Raw genomic sequence first — 17,908 nt, 5'->3', positions numbered from 1 at the left:
ACCGGGTGACTAAATGTCGCCAAATCATCACCTACCGCTACTCTCACTCGCGTGACGCACTCCGCCAACCACACCCAGAAGTCGCGCCGGGGCCACCGCGGCCCCGGCCGCCGCATCGGGCGCACGCTCGCCCTCGTCCTGCCCGTCGTCCTGGTGCTGTCCGGCACGCTCGCGGTCACCCGGGTCAACTGGTCCGGCAGTTCCTCGGACTCGGTCCTCACCGCCTCGGCGGGTGACCTGTCCGTACCGGCCAAGTCCCGTGCCCCGCAGGACGTCCTGCGCCACCGGCTCCTCCTCGAACTCCAGGAGAAGAACCCCGGCGTCGCCCTCACGCAGCTCCAGCAGGAGGTCGACCGGCACCCCTCGCTCGCCAAGCACTGCGTGTCCATCGCCCGCGCACTCGGCCGCGCCGCCGTCCGGGCGTACGGCCCGAGCCGCGCCCAGTCCTATGCGCGCCCCGTCTGCGACACGTCCTTCGCCACGGGCGTGGCCGCCCACCAGAACGGCTGAGCGCGCCCGTACGGCCCCGACAAGGGCCGGTAGGGGCCTCTCAGGGGCCGAGGCGGCACAGAACCCTGCGCGGTACGCCGCGTAGGGTTCCGTCATGACCACCGGTGCCCACCACCCCGCACGGCCCACGCAGGCCGTCGTCCTGGCCGGCGGCCAGGGCTCACGCCTTCGCCCGTACACCGACGACCGGCCCAAGCCCATGGTCGAGATCCCCGGCACGGGGACCCCGATCATCGGCCACCAGCTGGCCTGGCTCGCCGCCGAGGGCGTCACGGACGCGGTCGTCTCCTGCGGCCACCTCGCCGAGGTGCTCCAGGAGTGGCTGGAGTCCGCCGATCTGCCGCTGAAGGTCACCACGGTCGTCGAGAAGGAGCCGCTCGGCCGCGGCGGCGGCCTCAAGTACGCCGCCGCGCACCTGCCGCACACCGACCGGCCCTGGTACGCGACCAACGGCGACATCTGGACCCGCTTCTCGCTGCGCGACATGGCGGCCTTCCACGCCGAGCGCGACGCCACCGCCACCCTCGCCCTGGCCCGCCCCCGCATCCCCTGGGGCGCCGTGGAGACGGACGCCTTCGGCCACATCACGGACTTCATCGAGGCCCCGCCGTCGCCGTACCTCATCAACGCGGGCGTGTACGTCTTCTCGGCGGCCTTCACCGGCCTGCTGCCCGACCGCGGCGACCACGAGCGCACCACGTTCCCGCGCCTGGCCCGGGAGAAGCGCCTGGCCGGTTTCCCGCTGCCGCAGGGCGCGTACTGGCGCGCCATCGACACCGCCAAGGACCTCACCGAGGCGGCCAAGGAGCTGGCGGCCCAGAACCCCTGACCGCGCCCTGAGTTCGTCGCGCGTACGCCGATGGGAACGTCGATGGGGCCCCGCACACGTGCTGTGTGCGGGGCCCCATCGACGTACCGGGGACGTACCGGAGGCGGGCGCCTCAGCCGAGGACACCGCCGAGCAGGCCCGGCTTCGCGCCGCCGCCCGTGGTGCCGCCACCGCCGGTGGAGCCGCCGGAGCCGCCGCCCGTGGTGCCGCCGGAGCCGGTGTTGGCGCCGCCCGTGCCGCCGGTGGTGGCCGCCGGGCCGCTGGTGGCCGCGGGCGGCTCCTCCTGCGTGGGCGCCTGCTGCTGCGACGACGGCGCCTGGCCGCCGGTGCCCTGCGTCGCGCTCGGCCGGCCCTGGCTGGCGCCGCCGGTCTCGGCGGCCGCGCCCGGGGTGCCCTCGGCGCCCCGGGTGGGGCTGGCCGAACTGCCCTGCGTGGGCGCGCCGTCGGCGGTCGCCGACGGGCTCTGCTTGTCGCGGCGCAGCTTGCGTTCGCCGTCGGAGCTCTCCGGCAGCGGGGAACCGGGCAGTTCGTTGCGCGGGGCCTCGCCGGGGCCGGGCACGGTGACGCGGTCCGCGTCCCGCACGGCGCCGCCGAGCAGCGAGCCGACGAGCAGCGTGAGGCCGACGACGACGGTCCCGATGAGCGCGCCGCGCCGCAGCACCCGGCGCCGCAGCTCCCACAGCTCCGCGCGCGGCCCGAGGGTGCGCCAGGCCTCGTTGGCGAGGCGGCCGTCGACGGAGTAGACGGGTGCGCCCGCGATGATCAGCGGGGACCAGGCGGCCAGGTAGATGATGTCGGGCGCGTCGTACGCCGGGACGGTCTTCCAGCTCACCGTCACCAGGAGCGCCGCGGAGAGCAGCACCCCGATGGACGCGGCGAGCCGCTGCCAGAGGCCGAGCACGGTCAGCACGCCGACGATGACCTGCAGGAAGGCGATGACGAGACCGGCACCCACGGGGTGCTGGAGCGCCCAGTCCCGCAGCGGCTCGGCGAGCGCCCACGGGTGCAGCGAGTTCAGCCACTTGACCATGGAGCCGCGCTCGCCGCCGTCGAAGTAGACGGGGTCGCAGAGCTTGCCCATGCCGGCGTAGATCGAGATGAAGCCGAGGAAGACGCGCAGCGGGAGCAGCACGACGCCCAGGTTCAGGCGGCGGCCGGGGAAGTAGGCGTGCCGCTGGGCGGCCGCCGTTCCGGTGCCGCCGCGGCGCCCGGTGGCTGCGTCCCTGCCGTCCCGGTCGTCCCCGCCGTCCCGGTCGTAGCCGTCGTCGGCGTACCGCGCGGCCTCGGCCTCGTGGTGCTCGTCGTCGGCGCTGCCGGGCAGCCGCATCTGCGGGAGCAGCCGGGTGCCGTCGCCGGGGTCGCGGGGCGGCGTGAAGGCGGCGGTCTCGGCCGGGTCGCGGGGCGGTGTGAAGGCCGCGGTCTCGGCCGGGTCGGCGTACGGATCGTCGAGGTCGACGCGCGGGATGACCTGGGTGGAACCGCCGTCGTCGAAGACGTCGCGGCCACCCCCTTCGGCCGAACGGCGCACACCGCTCGCACGAACGGCCTGAAGCAGTCCGCTCGCGTCGAGGTCGCCCGGCGCGGACTTGCCGCTCCACACGACGGGCGCGCGCCTGCGCGCCGGCGCGGCCCCGGCGGCGGGGATCCGCACGGTGTCGTCCGTGGTGTTCAAGTCGCGTGCGATACGCGGCGATTGGGTCCGCCCGGAGGTCCGGAGCTGCACGCGGAAGCTCGCGTGATTGACGATGACCTGCGCCGGGTCGCAGGGCACCTTCACCATGCTCAGCGCGGGAGTGTCGTCGAACCCTGACGAGCGTCCCCCCGTGGGTGTGCGGGGTGTTCTGGTGTCCACACTCATCTAACCGAGTGATGTGTGGTTTGGACACTGCCTTGACCCACGGCAAATGTCCGGACCCCGTCAAGCAGCCCCGGCCAGGCCTGCGCGGGGCCCTCCGGAGTCTGACATTCCCCGGTACGGGGCGTGAGCGAACGGGCATGATGGCCCGTCACTGGCTTTGCCGCTCGCACATGCTCGGATCCGGGGGGACACCGATGTCAGGCACAGCAGCCACCGATCGAAGCAGCAACCAACTCGTCTTCAGCGACCTCACGGACTACCCGGTGATGGCGCAGGCCCTGGACAACCAGTGGCTCCCGGCCGACCTGGCCGCGGGCCGCCAGTCACGGCACGCGCCGCGCACCGGCACCGCCGAGACCCTCGACGCCGCGTCCGCCGAACTCCGCCGCTCCCTGGTGAACAGCGGCACGCTCGTCGTCAACCGCGCCTATCTGATCAACAACGAAGCGCTCTACCGCAATTACCTGCCCTCGGCGGACCCGGCCGACCGCGCGGCCTTCGCGCGCCTCCTGAACGACCGGGTCCTCGTGCCGTACCTGTACAAGGAGCGGCATCCCGTCGCCGAGTTCGGCTGGACGCACGACGCGCACGTGCACCGGGCCTGGCAGCGGCTCGTGGAGGAGGAGTCCTCGCCGGCATGCGTGCGGTTCTCGTGGGACGACACGGTCAACGAACAGGAGAACGGGCACGTCGGCCGGTACTTCACACGGCAGGTCACCTCCCTGAGCTGGCTGCCCGCCGAGCTCCTCAAGGAACACCTGCGCATACCCGCCGAGCTCGCGCGCGCCCTCCAGCAGGGGATACTCCGCGACATCGCCGTGTGGGCCAACCACCAGGACCGCGCGTCGGGCATCACGCGCAACACCCTGTACGAGGAGTTCCTCACCCGGCCCGGCACCGAGCCGCACGAGCGCCTCCTTCGCGAGGGCGCCCAGATCATCCCCGCCAAGCAGCTCATCGACCTGCTCTACAGCATCGGCGTCCCCGACAAGGCCGGGCGGATCCTGCCGCTGACACCGCCCGACTCACCGCCCCGCTCCGTACTCGACGAGCTGAACCGGACGTCCGACGACGACCGCGACCCCGAGGCGATCGGCGTCCTCCTGCGGAACCTCTTCGCCGACGACCTGCACCGCGTCGTCGACGGCCCCAACTCCTACGGCTCGCTGTCCCTGACCGACGTGCTCGCGCTGCGCGCCGAGGAGGAGTGGCGCACGTACATAGACGCCCTGAGCTCCCTGGTCTTCGGTCGGTTCGACTCGGGCCGCGTCCCCGCGCCCGACGAGCTCGCCCACGCCACCGCGTCCATCGCCCGGCTGCACGCCCGGATGCTCCGCAAGGCCCGCGCCGTCAGCCGCGGCCCCGGGGGGTTCGCACGGGAGATGGGGGTGACGCTGCTCCTGGAGTCGGCCGGGCTCGTGCTGCAGTTGGTGAGCGGGGAGGTGAGCGTGCTGTCCGGGTCGATCCAGGCGGCGAGCACGGCGGGCGGCCCGTTGACGATCCGGCTGCTGTTCCGGGACCGCGGCGCGGGACGGGCACGCGGCGGAGGTCTCGGGCACAGCATCACATTTCCGACGGTGCGTCTGGGCAACCTCCAGAAGGACTGGGGGACCATTCTGCGGGCGTACGGCGGCCGGGTCGTCGACTCCGACCGGGCACCGGCCGGCGGCCTCGCGGACCAGCAGGCCCCGGCGGCCGCGTACTGACGACGGAGAGGACCGCACCCATGACCACCGAGCGCACCGACCGATACGCACGACTGCGCGCGGAGCGCCCGGAGTTGTTCGTGAACTCGCCCGGCGGCATCGAGATCCTCACCGACCCGGAGTCCGTCGCGGCGGCGGGCGGTGTGCTCTACGAGGATCCGTACATGCTGCTGCTGCGCGACGCGGTGCGGTTTCCCGACGGCCGCACGGGCACGTACATCCGCTCGCTGGGCGCGACACCGGAGCGGGGCTGTGTGGTGCTGCCGCTGCTCGACGGCCAGGTGATCATGGTGGAGCACTTCCGGCACGCGACGCGGACGTGGCAGTGGGAGGTGCCGCGGGGCTTCGGCACGCGCGGCCTCAGCGATGAGGAGAACGCGGCCAAGGAGCTCCTGGAGGAGATCGGCGCGACGGCGCAGACGCTGGTCCCGCTCGGCGAACTCCACCCCGACTCGGGGCTGCTCGGCATGAGTGCGCTGCTCTACGCCGCGTACGTCGACGGCTTCGGGGACGTCTCGCGGGCCGAGGCGATCCGCCGGGCCGTGCCGGTGCCGTTCGCCGAGGCGGAGGCCATGGTCGCGGACAGCCGCGTCACGGACGCGTTCACCATCGCGGCGCTGTGCCGGGCACGCCTGAAAGGCCTGCCCGGCACCACGTGACGCGGGTGTCAGGCGCGTCGGCGCGCCGCCTCGTACAGCACGACACCCGCGGCCACACCGGCGTTCAGCGACTCCGCGCCGCCCGGCATCGGGATGCGCACCCGGAAGTCGCAGGTCTCGCCGACGAGCCGGGACAGGCCCTTGCCCTCGCTGCCCACGACGATGACGACCGGGCCCTCCAGGGCCTGCAGGTCGCCGATCTCGTGCTCGCCGTCGGCGGCGAGGCCGACCACGGCGATGCCCGCCTTCTTGTACGCCTCCAGGGCGCGCGTGAGGTTGGTGGCGCGCGCGACCGGCGTGCGCGCGGCGGTGCCCGCCGACGTCTTCCAGGCGCCGGCCGTCATCCCGGCGGCCCGGCGCTCGGGCACCACGACGCCGTGCCCGCCGAAGGCGGAGACGGAGCGGACGACCGCGCCGAGGTTGCGCGGGTCGGTGACGCCGTCCAGGGCGACGATCAGCGGGTCCTCGCCGTCGTCGTGGGCGGCCGCGACCAGGTCCTCGGGGTGCGCGTACTCGTACGGCGGCACCTGGAGCACCAGGCCCTGGTGGTTGAGGCCGTTCGTCATCCGGTCCAGCTCGGGGCGCGGGGCCTCCATCAGGTGGATGTCGCCGCGCTCACCGGCGAGCTGGAGCGCCTCGCGGACGCGCTCGTCGTTGTCGATGAACTGCTGGACGTACAGCGTGGTGGCGGGCACGCCCTCGCGCAGCGCCTCGTAGACGGGGTTGCGGCCGACGACCAGCTCGGACGCCGACTTGCCGCCCCGGCCGCGCGGCGCCTGCTTGCCGGTGGCGCGGCGCGCCTTGGCGTTGGCGGCGCGCTGCTTGACGTGTCCCTTGCGCATCTCGGCGGGCGGCGTGGGCCCCTTGCCCTCCAGGGACCGGCGCCGCTTTCCGCCGCTGCCGATCTGCGCGCCCTTCTTGCCGGACATGCGGCGGTTGTTAGCGGCCATGACCTACCTGTCTGTGTGTCGCGTGGTCGCGATCCGCGCGCGGAGGCGTGCGGACGCGTCTGAAGTCGTCGTATATGCAGTGTGCCGCCCGAGTCGCCGGGCGGCACATCAGCGTGTGGTCCGCGCTAGCGCGGACCGAGCGTCCAGCGGGGGCCCGACGGGCTGTCCTCGATGACGAGGCCCGACTGGCCGAGCTGGTCGCGGATGGCGTCGGCGGTGGCCCAGTCCTTGCGGCCGCGGGCGGCCTCGCGCTGTTCCAGTACGAGGCGTACGAGGGTGTCGACCACGCCGTGCAGGTCCTCACCGCCGTCGCCGTCGCCGCCCGCCCAGTGCGGGTCGAGCGGGTCGAGGCCGAGGACGCCGAGCATGGCCCGCACCTCGGCGAGGCGGGCGATCGCGGCTTCCTTGTCGTCGGCGGCGAGCGCGGAGTTGCCCTGCCGGACCGTGGTGTGGACGATCGCGAGGGCCTGCGGGACGCCCAGGTCGTCGTCCATCGCCTCGGCGAACGCGGGCGGCACCTCGGCGGCGGGCTCGACCACGCCCCCGGCCTTCTCCACCACGCGCTGCACGAAGCCCTCGATGCGCGCGAACGCGGACTCGGCCTCGCGCAGGGCCTCCTCGCTGTACTCGATCATCGAGCGGTAGTGCGGGGTGCCCAGGTAGTAGCGCAGGACGATGGGGCGCCACTGCTTGACCATCTCGGAGACGAGCACGGAGTTGCCGAGGGACTTCGACATCTTCTCGCCGCTCATGGTGACCCAGCCGTTGTGCACCCAGTACCGCGCGAAGGCGTCGCCGAAGGCCTTGGCCTGGGCGATCTCGTTCTCGTGGTGCGGGAAGATCAGGTCGATGCCGCCGCCGTGGACGTCGAACTCGGTGCCCAGGTACTTGTGGGCCATGGCCGAGCACTCCAGGTGCCAGCCGGGACGGCCGCGGCCCCAGGGGGTCTCCCAGCTGGGCTCCCCCGGCTTGGCGGCCTTCCACATGGCGAAGTCGCGCGCGTCGCGCTTGCCGGTCTCGCCCTCGCCCTCGGGCTGCAGGAGGTTGTCCAGTTCCTGGTTGGACAGCTCCAGATAGCCCTCGTACGACCGCACGTCGAAGTAGACGTTGCCGTCGGCCTCGTAGGCGTGCCCGCGCTCGATCAGGCCGCGCATCATCTCGATCATCTCGGTGATGTGGCCCGTGGCGCGCGGCTCGTACGTGGGCGGCAGGCAGCCGAGGACGTCGTAGCCGCTGTTGAAGGCGCGCTCGTTCTCGTAGCCGATGGACCACCAGGGGCGGCCCTGCTCCGCCGACTTCTTGATGATCTTGTCGTCGATGTCCGTGACGTTGCGGATGAACGTCACGTCGTAGCCGCGGTGGGCGAACCAGCGGCGCATGATGTCGAAGTTGAGGCCCGACCGGATGTGTCCGATGTGCGGGGCCGCCTGCACCGTGGCGCCACACAGGTAGATCGAGACACAGCCTTCGACGAGGGGGCTGAAGTCACGGATCTGCCGGGCGCTGGTGTCGTACAGGCGAATCGTCACCACTCCAGGGTAGTGGGCGCCGGGCAGTGCCCCGCGCACACTGGGGACACGGGGCACGAACCGTGACGTTCGGGTCCGTCAGATGCGGCCGACGACCTTGCGGGGCGTCACGCGGACGACCACGCGCTGCGCGTCGTCCTTGGCCGCCGGGTTGAAGTCGGCGTAGTCCTTGCCCGTGTACTTCCGCGACAGCTCGTCGATCAGCTCCTGGCCGCCCTCGGTGGTCAGCTGGGCGGTGCCGCGGATCTCCGCGTACGTGTAAGGGGCGTCGAAGGGCTGGAGAAGCACCGTCACGCGCGGGTCGCGGCGCAGGTTCTTCTCCTTCCGCCGCCCGAGGGTGGTGGAGATGAGGACGTCGTCGCCGTCGCGCGTCACCCAGACCGGTGAAAGCTGGGGGCTGCCGTCGGGCTGGATGGTGGCGACGGTGACGAAAACGGGCGTGTCGAGCAGGGACTTGAGGTCGTCGGAAAGCTGTTCGGACATGACTTCGCTCCTCGGCGGTTGATCGCTTGACGAGTCGTAGCCCTACCCGATCGCAGGGCGCCGCACCACGGGGCGAGGCGGGTTTCGGCCCCGCTCAGCCCGTACGGACGACCAGTGCCGTCGCGATGCCCATGAGGCCCTCGTCGCGGCCGGGGAAACCGAGGCCGTCCGTAGTGGCGCCGGAGACGGTGACCGGCGCGCCGGCCGCCTCGGAGAGCACCTTCTGGGCCTCGTCGCGCCGCTTGCCGATCTTCGGGCGGGGGCCGATCACCTGCACGGCGACGTTGCCGATGGTGAAACCGGCGTCCCGGACGATCCGCGCGGCCTCCGTGAGGAGGGTGAGCCCCGACGCCCCGGCCCACTCGGGCCGCCCGGTGCCGAAGTGGGCGCCGAGGTCGCCGAGGCCCGCGGCGGAGAACAGCGCGTTGCACGCGGCGTGCGCGACGACGTCCGCGTCGGAGTGCCCGGCGAGCCCGGGCCCCTCCCCCTCCCACTTCAGCCCGGCGCACCACAGCTCACGGCCCTCTTCGAAGGCGTGGATGTCGGTGCCGATGCCGACCTGAGGCAGGGGGTACGGGGAGGTGGGCACCCCCGGCCCCGGCTGAGGCTGGGGCTGCGCCCCCGGATCGGCCCCCGGATCGACCTGCGGCTGGGACTGCGGCTGCTCAGAAGCCATCGTTGGCCCTCCTGCGGGCGAGTACGGCCTCAGCGAGGACGAGGTCGAGGGGCCTGGTCACCTTGAACGCCTCCTCGTGGCCGGGCACGAGCACGACGGGCTCGCCGAGCCGCTCCACGAGTCCCGCGCAGTCCGTGGCGCCCTCACCGACGACGGCGGCCTCGTGGGCGCGCAGCAGCGTGGCGCGATCGAAGCCCTGCGGCGTCTGCACGGCCCGCAGCCGGGCGCGCTCGGGGGTGGCGAGGACGGGCTCGGGCTCGCCGGGCGGGCCGGGCTCGACCTCCTTGACGGTGTCGGCGACCGGCAGCGCGGGGACGACGGCGGGCGCCCCGTCGCGGACGGCCTCGATGACGCCGTCGACGGTGTCGACGGGGACCAGGGGGCGGGCCGCGTCGTGCACGAGGACGATGTCGATGTTGGCCGGCAGGGCGTCGAGGCCGAGCTTCACGGACTCCTGGCGGGTGGCGCCGCCGGGCACGACGAGGAAGTCGGTCCGCTCGGGCAGGGCGTGGTCGGCCAGCAGGGTCTTGACCTCGGGGGCGCCGTCCGGCGGGGCCACGACCACGACGAGCGAGACGGCGCGGGACGCGGCCATCGCGCGCACGGCGTGGATGAGCATGGGCGTGCCGTTCAGGGCGCGCAGGGCCTTGGGGGCACCGGGGCCGAGCCGGACGCCCCGCCCGGCGGCGGGGATGACCGCGGCGGTGCGGAGGGGCTCGGCGGGGTGTGTGGACTGGGCGTGCTGGGCGGGGCCGGGCCGGCCCGCCACAGAAGATGCGTCAGACATCGGTTCCGTTCAGGTTTGTGTGCTCGGCCGACATGGGTATGGCCTGGGCGTACCCCCGACCGTAGGTTGGGGGAGTGCCGGGCGCGACGCCTTGACCGGACCCTTCCGTGACATCCGGTCGAGCCAGCTGCCCGAGCCCGGCACGCCAAAGTACCGGGGGATCTTTCCGTACACGCGAACCGGCGGTGAAGACCGGCGGTACGCGCATGCGCGTACCGGGGCCGAAGGCTGCCCGCTTTCGGGTACGAACATGCCGCAGTGCCCGGCAACACCTTTCAGGAGTCGGCGGGCACCGCGGCAATGTGTGCGCTGTCTTGTTCGTCCCGGGACGCACGCCAGGTGGTGTGGCGTCGCGCTGCGTCGGTCAGGACTTCAGGACGCGAGGACCTCGTCGAGCAGGGCCTCGGCCTTGTCCTCGTTCGTGTTCTCCGCGAGGGCCAGCTCGCTCACCAGGATCTGACGGGCCTTGGCGAGCATGCGCTTCTCACCGGCGGACAGTCCGCGCTCACGCTCCCGACGCCACAGGTCACGGACGACTTCCGCGACCTTGATGACATCGCCGGAGGCAAGCTTCTCAAGATTTGCCTTGTAACGACGCGACCAGTTCGTGGGCTCTTCTGCGTACGGTGCGCGCAGTACTTCGAAGACCCGGTCGAGGCCGTCCTGGCCGACCACATCACGCACACCGACGAACTCTGCATTGTCCGCTGGCACACGTACCGTCAAGTCGCCCTGGGCGACCTTCAGCACCAAGTAGGTCTTGTCCACGCCTTTGATCTGGCGAGTTTCGATGGCCTCGATCAGCGCGGCCCCGTGATGGGGATAGACCACGGTGTCGCCAACCTTGAACGTCATGTGACAGGTACCCCTTCCGTGGCTATCCAGGGTAACACGGATACGGCGTCTTCTGAATGGCGTTTTCGCAGGTCAGGGCATATCTCGGGGCTTGACAACAGCAACAGGAACGTGCTGCGCGGGGGCTGCGGAAGGGGGTATTCGCAGGTGGGAGCGGCTGTCCGGGGACGGGGAAACACCCCCGTCACGCACCCCGGGAGAGCGCCGCAAGGGGGCGAACGTCCCGGTTTGCCGGGTTCCCGTAGGTGAACTTCCGCTACTCCGTTCGGCATGCGGTGACGCGTACGAGACGACGCTCGGGACGCGTTCGGGATCACTTCGCGACGACCCCGGAGGCGCGTCTGGCGCGAATCCGGAATTGATCAAGAAGCGCGAGCGCCGGTGCGCCGGAACCGCGCTCCGATCCACCCGATGGCAGGTCCCGTGCGTCATCCACTGATCAATTTCCCGGCCCCCTCCGCATTTCCTTATCCGAAAATCGCCGGAACACCGCCGGCCGCGGATTTACGAATACGGAACGGGCCAGGGAACGGGTGGGGCACGGGAGGTCGCGGGGGCCAGGGGGAGGTCATGGGGAGGCCGGGGAGCGGGGCGCGGCAGGAGCGCCGGACGGGGGCGCCGGGAGGCTCGCGGCTCCGAGGGGCGGGTCGGGTGCGGTGGCGCGGGAACGGCTCGGTAACCTAAGCCCGCTGACACACCCTTAGGGCGGCTTTACGGTCGCCCGCCAGGACGGCGTCAAGGCCGCCCGCCCCCTCCGTACCGCCCACGTTTAGGAGTTGCCGCCGCCGTGAGCCGCAGCCTTCGACGCGGCGCCATCGCCGCCACCGCCCTCGCGTTCTCGCTCGCCGCGCTCACCGCCTGCGGTGCCGGAAACAACGCCCAGACGATCGAGATCAAGCCGGACAACGCGGCGACCGCCGTCGGCGACATCAAGATCCAGAACGCCATGATCATCACGCAGCCCGACCGGGAGTCGACAGGCCCCGCCATCGTCTCCGCGACGGTCTTCAACAACGGCCGCACCGCCCAGACCCTCGAATCGGTGAAGGTCGACGGCACCGGCAAGACGGCCGAGCTGAGCCCCGCCAAGGGTGAGAAGAAGGGCAAGGGCGGCGGTCTGACGATTCCGGCCGGCGGCTCGATCGTCATCGGCGGCAAGGACAACGCCGCCGCGGTCCTGCCCAGCAGCCGCGAGTCCGTCCAGGACGGCAACGCGCAGCCGGTCACCTTCGCCTTCAGCAAGGCCGGCGACGTGAAGCTGAAGACGTTCGTCGTGCCCGCCGAGAGCTACTTCAAGAAGTGGGGCCCGAGCGAGCTCCCGAAGGCCCCGGACGCCAAGCCCTCGGGCGACGCCTCCGGCAAGCCGTCCGGGAAGCCGTCGGGCAAGCCCTCGGGGTCGCCCTCCGGCAACCCGTCGGGCACGCCGTCCGGGGACGCCGAGGGCGCCGCGGGCGCTGACGGCGCCGAGGGCAGCGAAGGCGTCCAGGGCGCGGGCACCACGCCGTCCGGCGAGGCCGGGCACGACGGCGCCGCCCAGCACTGACGTACTCCCGTACGCGGCCTCGCACCGAGGTCGCGCACGCGGGACGGCTTGAGAAGAGCACGTGGAAGGGCGGGAACCCCGAGGGGTCCCCGCCCTTCTGTTTCGCTCTGTTCCGCCGCTCACGCGCGCGTGGCCGTCGTCGGGACGCACGCGCGCGTGGCCGCTGCCTACGGCTCGAACTTGTAGCCCAGGCCACGGACCGTCACCAGGTAGCGCGGCGCGCCCGGGTCGGGCTCGATCTTGGCGCGCAGACGCTTGACGTGCACGTCGAGGGTCTTGGTGTCGCCCACGTAGTCGGCGCCCCAGACGCGGTCGATGAGCTGCATGCGGGTCAGGACGCGGCCCGCGTTGCGCAGCAGCATCTCCAGGAGGTCGAACTCCTTCAGGGGCAGGTCGACCTTGGAGCCGGAGACGGTGACCACGTGGCGGTCGACGTCCATGCGGACCGGGCCCGCCTCCAGGGCCTGCGGGGCCACCTCCTCGGGCTCTCCGCGGCGGCGCAGGACCGCGCGGATGCGGGCCACCAGTTCGCGGGACGAGAAGGGCTTGGTGACGTAGTCATCGGCTCCTATTTCCAGGCCGACGACCTTGTCGATCTCGCTGTCCTTGGCGGTGACCATGATCACCGGCACGTTCGAGCGGCTGCGCAGCTGACGGCAGACCTCGGTGCCGGGCAGGCCCGGCAGCATCAGGTCGAGCAGGACGAGGTCGGCGCCGTTGCGCTCGAATTCGTCGAGTCCGTCGGGTCCGGTGGCCGCGATCGCGACCTCGAAGCCCTCCTTGCGGAGCATGTACGACAGGGCGTCGCTGAAGGATTCCTCGTCCTCGACGACGAGCACTCGGGTCACGGAAGGACCTCCGGGGCGGCAGGAATGGGTTCGTATGCGGTTGTGTCGTCGGGCCTGGCGCCCTGGTGCGCGCCGTTCGGCAGGCCGTGCCCGGCGCCGCGGTCGCGCGTCGCGCCCGCCTCGGGCAGGCGCAGGGTGAAGGTGGAGCCCTGTCCCTCCGAGCTCCACACGGTGACCTCCCCGCCGTGCGAGGCGGCCACGTGCTTGACGATGGCGAGACCGAGGCCGGTGCCGCCGGTGGCGCGCGAGCGGGCCGGGTCGACGCGGTAGAAGCGCTCGAAGATGCGCTCCTTGTCCTTGTCGGAGATCCCGATGCCCTGGTCGGTGACCGCGACCTCGATGTGGTCGCCGCCCGGTGCGGTGACCCGGCGCGCCGCTATGCCGACCCGGGTGCGGGCCGGGGAGTAGTTCACGGCGTTCTCGACGAGGTTGCCGAGAGCCGCGGCGAGCTGGCCGCGGTTGCCCCAGACGTGCAGGTCGGAGACCGCCGTCCGGCTTCCGGTGCCGCTCTCGGCGGCGGGCGCGGCGGCGCTCCCCACGGTCGCGGCCATGGTGATCTGTTTGGTGCCCGCCTGGTGCCGGCAGCGGTCGATGGCCTCGGCCACCAGCTCGTCGACGCGCACCGGCTCGGCGTCCTCGAGGGGGTCGTCGTTCTGCACCCGGGAGAGGTCGATGAGCTCCTGCACGAGGTTGGTCAGGCGGGTCGCCTCGTTCTGCATCCGGCCCGCGAAGCGCTCGACGGCCTCGGGGTCGTCGGCGGCGTCCATGACGGCTTCGGAGAGCAGCGAGAGCGCCCCCACCGGCGTCTTGAGCTCATGGCTGACATTCGCCACGAAGTCGCGGCGCACCGCCTCGATGCGGCGGGCCTCCGTGAGGTCCTCGACGAGCAGCAGGACCAGACGGGAGCCCAGGGGCGCCACCCGCGCGGAGACCGCGAGCGCGTCCCCCCGGCCCGTGCCCCGGCGCGGCAGGTCCAGCTCGACCTGTCGTATCTCACCGTCGCGCCGGGTGTCCCTGGCCATCTGCAGCATCGGCTCGACGGCGAGTTTGCCGCCGCGCACCAGTCCGAGGGCGTACGCCGCGGAGCTCGCCTTGACCACGCTGTCCGCCTCGTCCAGGACGACCGCGGAGGAGCGCAGCACGGAGAGGACCGTGTCGACGCCGGGGGGCAGGACCGCGTCCGTGTGCAGGGATGTCCGGGTGGGCCTCTTCTGGTCGCGTTCGCTCCAGCGAAACGCCAGCATGGCGATGACGCCGGTGCACACCCCGGCGATCGCTGCCGCTGCGGCGACCGCCGCGTTCACGTCCATGCCTCCAGGTTATGCGCGGTCGGAGTACCGGCCACAGCCATCCGGGTGGCCGCTCGAACACTCGTCGCTCAGAGTTCACTGTGGGGACGGCAGTGGTTCATTTCGGCGGGGCGACCCGTCGGACCGGCGGATTCCGGTGTGCGGCACGCGATCCGGGGGTGGAGCGCGGGTCGCCTCACGGGGCCCCTGGTGCAGTCTGGCGCATCGGGCGGGCGGCGGGACTCCGTCGCCCATAGTTCACCTTGGCGACAGGGTTGATTCATTTGAGATGACTTAAACGGACGCGTCGGGCCGCCACCGTGGGAGCGTGGGGGTGAGCCCCTGTGACGTACGAGAGAGGGACAGCCACATGCGTGACGCGTACCACGAGGAACTTGACTCGATCGGCGAGGGCCTGGTCGAAATGGCCCGCCTTGTCGGGTCGGCGATCGGGCGCGCCACCACGGCCATGCTCGACGCCGATCTGAAGCTGGCCGAGAGCGTGATCGCCGCCGACCAGAAGGTCGACGACCTCCAGCACGAGCTGGAGGCGCGCGCGATAGCCCTGCTGGCGCGGCAGCAGCCGGTCGCCACCGACCTGCGGATCGTCGTCACCTCGCTGCGGATGAGCGCCGACCTGGAGCGCTCCGGCGACCTGGCCCAGCACGTGGCCAAGCTGGCCCGGCTGCGCTACCCGGAGTCGGCGGTGCCGCGCGACCTGCACGCGACGATCCTGGAGATGGGCCAGCTCGCGCAGCGCCTGATGGCGAAGGCGGCGGAGGTCATCATCACCAAGGACGTCGATCTGGCGCTGCAGTTGGAGCAGGACGACGACGAGATGGACCTGCTGCACCGCACGCTGTTCCAGCACCTGATGGACGACCGCTGGAAGCACGGCATCGAGACGGCCGTCGACGTGACGCTCCTCGGCCGCTACTACGAGCGCTTCGCGGACCACGCGGTGTCCGTCGCCAAGCGCGTCGTGTACCTGGTGACGGGTGAGCACGCGGACGAGATCCAGCCGGGCTCGGTGCCCGTAGAGGGCGCGTAGCACCTGCCGGTGGGGCACCGGGGTGGGCGCGAAGGCCTGTGCGCCCACCCCTTTCGCGCTGCGTCAGCCGCAACCGCCGCCGCACTGGCACGCGCCGCCGGACTGGCAGCCACAGCTACAGCCAGGACCGCACTGACAACCGTCGGCACAGGTGTCGCTCTTGGGGGACTCGGCCATGTGTCTCCTCCTCGAAACCTCGAAGGCGTACTGCGAAGACGTACTGCCTGCCCCTCCATTGCACGCCCGGGGCAGCGGGGCGCGTCAACGGCGCACGCGCGCGCGTCCATTCACCCCGCGCCGCCGCCCGCCGTCCGCCCCCTCCCACGCGCCCCCGCGCGTCCGGAATCGCACACAGGGAAAGGGGCTCCACGCGCGCGTGGAGCCCCTTTTCCGTACGGGGTTTCCCGTACGGGTGGGCCTACTTCTTCTTGCCCTGGGTCTGGGGGGCCCGCTTTTTACCACAGGTCAGCAGCTTGAGCACCCCAACTGGCCTGCTGCGGAGGGGTCGTTGGTGGTCATCTACTGTCATCGTCGGTCGTTGCTTGAGGGCCCAGAGAGGGCCCAGCTCGCGGGCCACAACACCCTCAAGATCCCATGTCGCTCCAACAGGCAGCCGCGTGTGAGTATGTGAAAAATGGCGGCGAGAGATGCAGCAGCCGGAGTACGGTGCGGCAATGAGCACGTCCGCGACGGGGCGAGAAGATGTCTCCTACCTCGCGCCGCTATTCAACGCTGCCGCAGCCTATCGAGGCGACAACCACTTCCTGCTGCTGCCTGACCCGGCAGAGCGCAGCAGCCTGGCCAAAGACGACGAACCTCTGAAGTCATGGGGCGCCGCCAAGTTCATCCAGTCCTCCTTCTCGGCTGGCCTCATACACGTCGAAGCATTGACAAAGCTCGTGACCGTTGCGCGCCAGATCGACCCGTACAGTCCTTGGACCCTGCTGCGTGGGGCACTTGAGAACTTTGCCACCGGTGCTTGGCTTCTGGCAGGAAATGACCGGAATGAACGCCGCCACCGCGTGCTTTCCCTCTGGGCTCAGGATTTCCACAACCGCGACCAGCACGAGAAGGACACCAACCACGTCACGGGGCCGAACGGCAAGACAGGAGCGGAGCGCCGAGAAGAGGTCAAGCAGCTGGCACAGGGCCTCAATCTCTCCAACCTGTCTAAGCCTGAGGCCACGAGCATCATCTACGAAGCCGCCGCAGCCGCTGGACTCAACCCCACCGAAACCCGAGCATTGTGGCGTGTCGCCTCTGGCTTTGCGCACGGTCGCTTCTGGCCCAACCTCCGCGCTTCGGAGTTTCGCGGTGCAATGCCCATCTCGAACGGTAGCCACCTGGTGGAGCTTGTAGTTAGTGACGACAAGCTGGAGGACATGGCGGAGGCATGCCGCAAGATCCTCGAACACACGGCCAGCCGGTACAAGGCACGCAGCAGCACCCAGTGATCCTGGTGCACAAGGCACTAGAAGCGCGGCCTTCGGCCGCACGACCTCTGGCAGCTCGCTGCGCTCGCGCAGCGGCCACCGGGGAACGTGATTCGCCGACTGCGGACAGCGCGGACGGCTCCAACATGGAGTCCTCATACGGCCGTGACACTGCCCTGATGCCTGACACCGTCACGGCGTCGTGACACCCAAACCCCTAGGCGCACGCGGTGTCACGCGCCCTGACATTTCGCCTGACACCGGACGCTGACAGCCTCTGACGCCCGCTCTGACACTCTGCCCCGGATGCGTCGCAGAACAGCATCCCAAAGCGGGACGGCTCTCGCCTCCTCCCTGGATTGCCAACCTCGGTACCTTCCAAGAGGCAGACGGCATGCTCGGGCAGAGAAGCAAGAAGAGCACAGCGCCGCACTGGTGCTCTTCTTACTCGTCCACGGCCGCCGCACCTCCCCGCGCAGCTTCCTGAGGCTTTTCAGCGCCGCACGACGCCTGTGGCCACCGCCCGCCCCGCGTGCCTGAAAAGCCGTCGCTCTCCACTCCTGGAAAGTTGAGGGAAGACAGCGTCCGCAGCGTCCGCGCGACTCTTACCGAGCCCTCTGACCTGCGCTTTCAACGCGGACGCTAAATAGATTGTTTAGCGTCCACCAGCGTCCGGAGCGACCAAGCCCGCACTGCGTCTAGGAGTCGATTTCCGCAAGTCAGGCCAGCTCTGAGTGGATCGGGGTTGTGGACGCTGCTGAAGCTGTCCGCCGCCGCAGGATGAAGAGGTCCCCCTCCAGCGGGGGCGCGGGTGGCCTCTTCATCCGGTTGGGCGGGCTGCAACAGGCGGGATCCCATGTTGCAGCCGCTTGTCGTGCGCGGCCTGAGCGCCGACTGTTCAG

General features: G+C 71.2%; 16 protein-coding genes. 7 read left to right on the top strand and 9 right to left on the bottom strand.

Annotation, left to right across the window (positions count from 1 at the left end):
- Positions 1-51 precede the first annotated feature (51 nt).
- The gene (locus tag ACZ6BG_RS22740) at positions 52-510 is read left to right on the top strand and encodes a hypothetical protein (RefSeq protein WP_087884697.1); all 459 of its coding nucleotides are present in this window, start codon (positions 52-54) and stop codon (positions 508-510) included.
- A 94-nt stretch (positions 511-604) separates the two neighbouring features.
- Positions 605-1,339 carry a nucleotidyltransferase family protein gene (locus ACZ6BG_RS22735; RefSeq protein ID WP_469004237.1) on the top strand — a complete coding sequence of 245 codons (735 nt, stop codon included), beginning with the start codon at positions 605-607 and terminating at the stop codon, positions 1,337-1,339.
- Positions 1,340-1,451: 112 nt separating this feature from the next.
- On the opposite strand, the gene ACZ6BG_RS22730 is transcribed toward ACZ6BG_RS22735, so the two are convergent.
- On the bottom strand, positions 1,452-3,197 hold the full coding sequence (locus tag ACZ6BG_RS22730) for a DoxX family protein (RefSeq protein WP_469004235.1): 1,746 nt from the start codon (positions 3,195-3,197) through the stop codon (positions 1,452-1,454).
- Positions 3,198-3,391: 194 nt separating this feature from the next.
- On the opposite strand from ACZ6BG_RS22730, the gene ACZ6BG_RS22725 reads away from it, so the two are divergent.
- Both ACZ6BG_RS22725 and ACZ6BG_RS22720 read left to right on the top strand, forming a co-directional pair.
- Entirely contained in the window at positions 3,392-4,903 is a 1,512-nt protein-coding gene (locus ACZ6BG_RS22725; RefSeq protein ID WP_469004232.1) for a hypothetical protein, read from the top strand.
- Positions 4,904-4,923: 20 nt separating this feature from the next.
- Positions 4,924-5,562: an NUDIX hydrolase gene (locus ACZ6BG_RS22720; protein ID WP_469004230.1), complete on the top strand. Its 639-nt coding sequence runs from the start codon at positions 4,924-4,926 to the stop codon at positions 5,560-5,562.
- 8 nt (positions 5,563-5,570) lie between these two features.
- Here the strand turns inward: ACZ6BG_RS22720 and rlmB are convergent, their stop codons facing one another.
- The 6 genes from rlmB to ACZ6BG_RS22690 form a co-directional block, all read right to left on the bottom strand.
- Positions 5,571-6,512, bottom strand: a complete 942-nt coding sequence (rlmB, locus tag ACZ6BG_RS22715) for a 23S rRNA (guanosine(2251)-2'-O)-methyltransferase RlmB (protein WP_469004228.1) — start codon at positions 6,510-6,512, stop codon at positions 5,571-5,573.
- A gap of 125 nt (positions 6,513-6,637) precedes the next feature.
- The gene (gene cysS, locus ACZ6BG_RS22710; protein WP_469004225.1) at positions 6,638-8,041 is read right to left on the bottom strand and encodes a cysteine--tRNA ligase; all 1,404 of its coding nucleotides are present in this window, start codon (positions 8,039-8,041) and stop codon (positions 6,638-6,640) included.
- A 78-nt stretch (positions 8,042-8,119) separates the two neighbouring features.
- Positions 8,120-8,524 carry a PPOX class F420-dependent oxidoreductase gene (locus ACZ6BG_RS22705; protein WP_469004224.1) on the bottom strand — a complete coding sequence of 135 codons (405 nt, stop codon included), beginning with the start codon at positions 8,522-8,524 and terminating at the stop codon, positions 8,120-8,122.
- A gap of 94 nt (positions 8,525-8,618) precedes the next feature.
- A complete protein-coding gene (gene ispF, locus ACZ6BG_RS22700) occupies positions 8,619-9,200 on the bottom strand; it encodes a 2-C-methyl-D-erythritol 2,4-cyclodiphosphate synthase (protein WP_469004223.1) in 582 nt (193 codons plus the stop codon).
- On the bottom strand, positions 9,190-9,987 hold the full coding sequence (gene ispD / locus ACZ6BG_RS22695) for a 2-C-methyl-D-erythritol 4-phosphate cytidylyltransferase (protein ID WP_469004222.1): 798 nt from the start codon (positions 9,985-9,987) through the stop codon (positions 9,190-9,192). Before ispD ends, ispF begins: the two co-directional genes overlap by 11 nt.
- Positions 9,988-10,359: 372 nt before the next feature.
- Positions 10,360-10,842, bottom strand: a complete 483-nt coding sequence (locus ACZ6BG_RS22690) for a CarD family transcriptional regulator (RefSeq protein ID WP_003953493.1) — start codon at positions 10,840-10,842, stop codon at positions 10,360-10,362.
- A gap of 787 nt (positions 10,843-11,629) precedes the next feature.
- Here ACZ6BG_RS22690 and ACZ6BG_RS22685 point away from each other — a divergent pair.
- Entirely contained in the window at positions 11,630-12,385 is a 756-nt protein-coding gene (locus tag ACZ6BG_RS22685) for a copper chaperone PCu(A)C domain-containing protein (RefSeq protein WP_469004221.1), read from the top strand.
- 167 nt (positions 12,386-12,552) lie between these two features.
- Here ACZ6BG_RS22685 and phoP read toward each other — a convergent pair whose 3' ends face one another.
- Positions 12,553-13,233: a two-component system response regulator PhoP gene (phoP, locus tag ACZ6BG_RS22680; protein WP_030362171.1), complete on the bottom strand. Its 681-nt coding sequence runs from the start codon at positions 13,231-13,233 to the stop codon at positions 12,553-12,555.
- Positions 13,230-14,543: a two-component system sensor histidine kinase PhoR gene (gene phoR / locus ACZ6BG_RS22675; protein WP_469004220.1), complete on the bottom strand. Its 1,314-nt coding sequence runs from the start codon at positions 14,541-14,543 to the stop codon at positions 13,230-13,232. Before phoR ends, phoP begins: the two co-directional genes overlap by 4 nt.
- 349 nt (positions 14,544-14,892) lie before the next feature.
- On the opposite strand from phoR, the gene phoU reads away from it, so the two are divergent.
- Together phoU and ACZ6BG_RS22665 are read left to right on the top strand one after the other, a co-directional pair.
- Complete coding sequence (gene phoU, locus ACZ6BG_RS22670) at positions 14,893-15,573, top strand: phosphate signaling complex protein PhoU (RefSeq protein ID WP_468457493.1); 681 nt, start codon at positions 14,893-14,895, stop codon at positions 15,571-15,573.
- A gap of 674 nt (positions 15,574-16,247) precedes the next feature.
- A complete protein-coding gene (locus ACZ6BG_RS22665) occupies positions 16,248-17,027 on the top strand; it encodes a hypothetical protein (protein ID WP_469004217.1) in 780 nt (259 codons plus the stop codon).
- Positions 17,028-17,908 lie beyond the last annotated feature (881 nt).

This window comes from Streptomyces sp. NPDC041205 (assembly GCF_055591765.1).
This window is presented reverse-complemented; position numbering and strand designations above follow the sequence as displayed.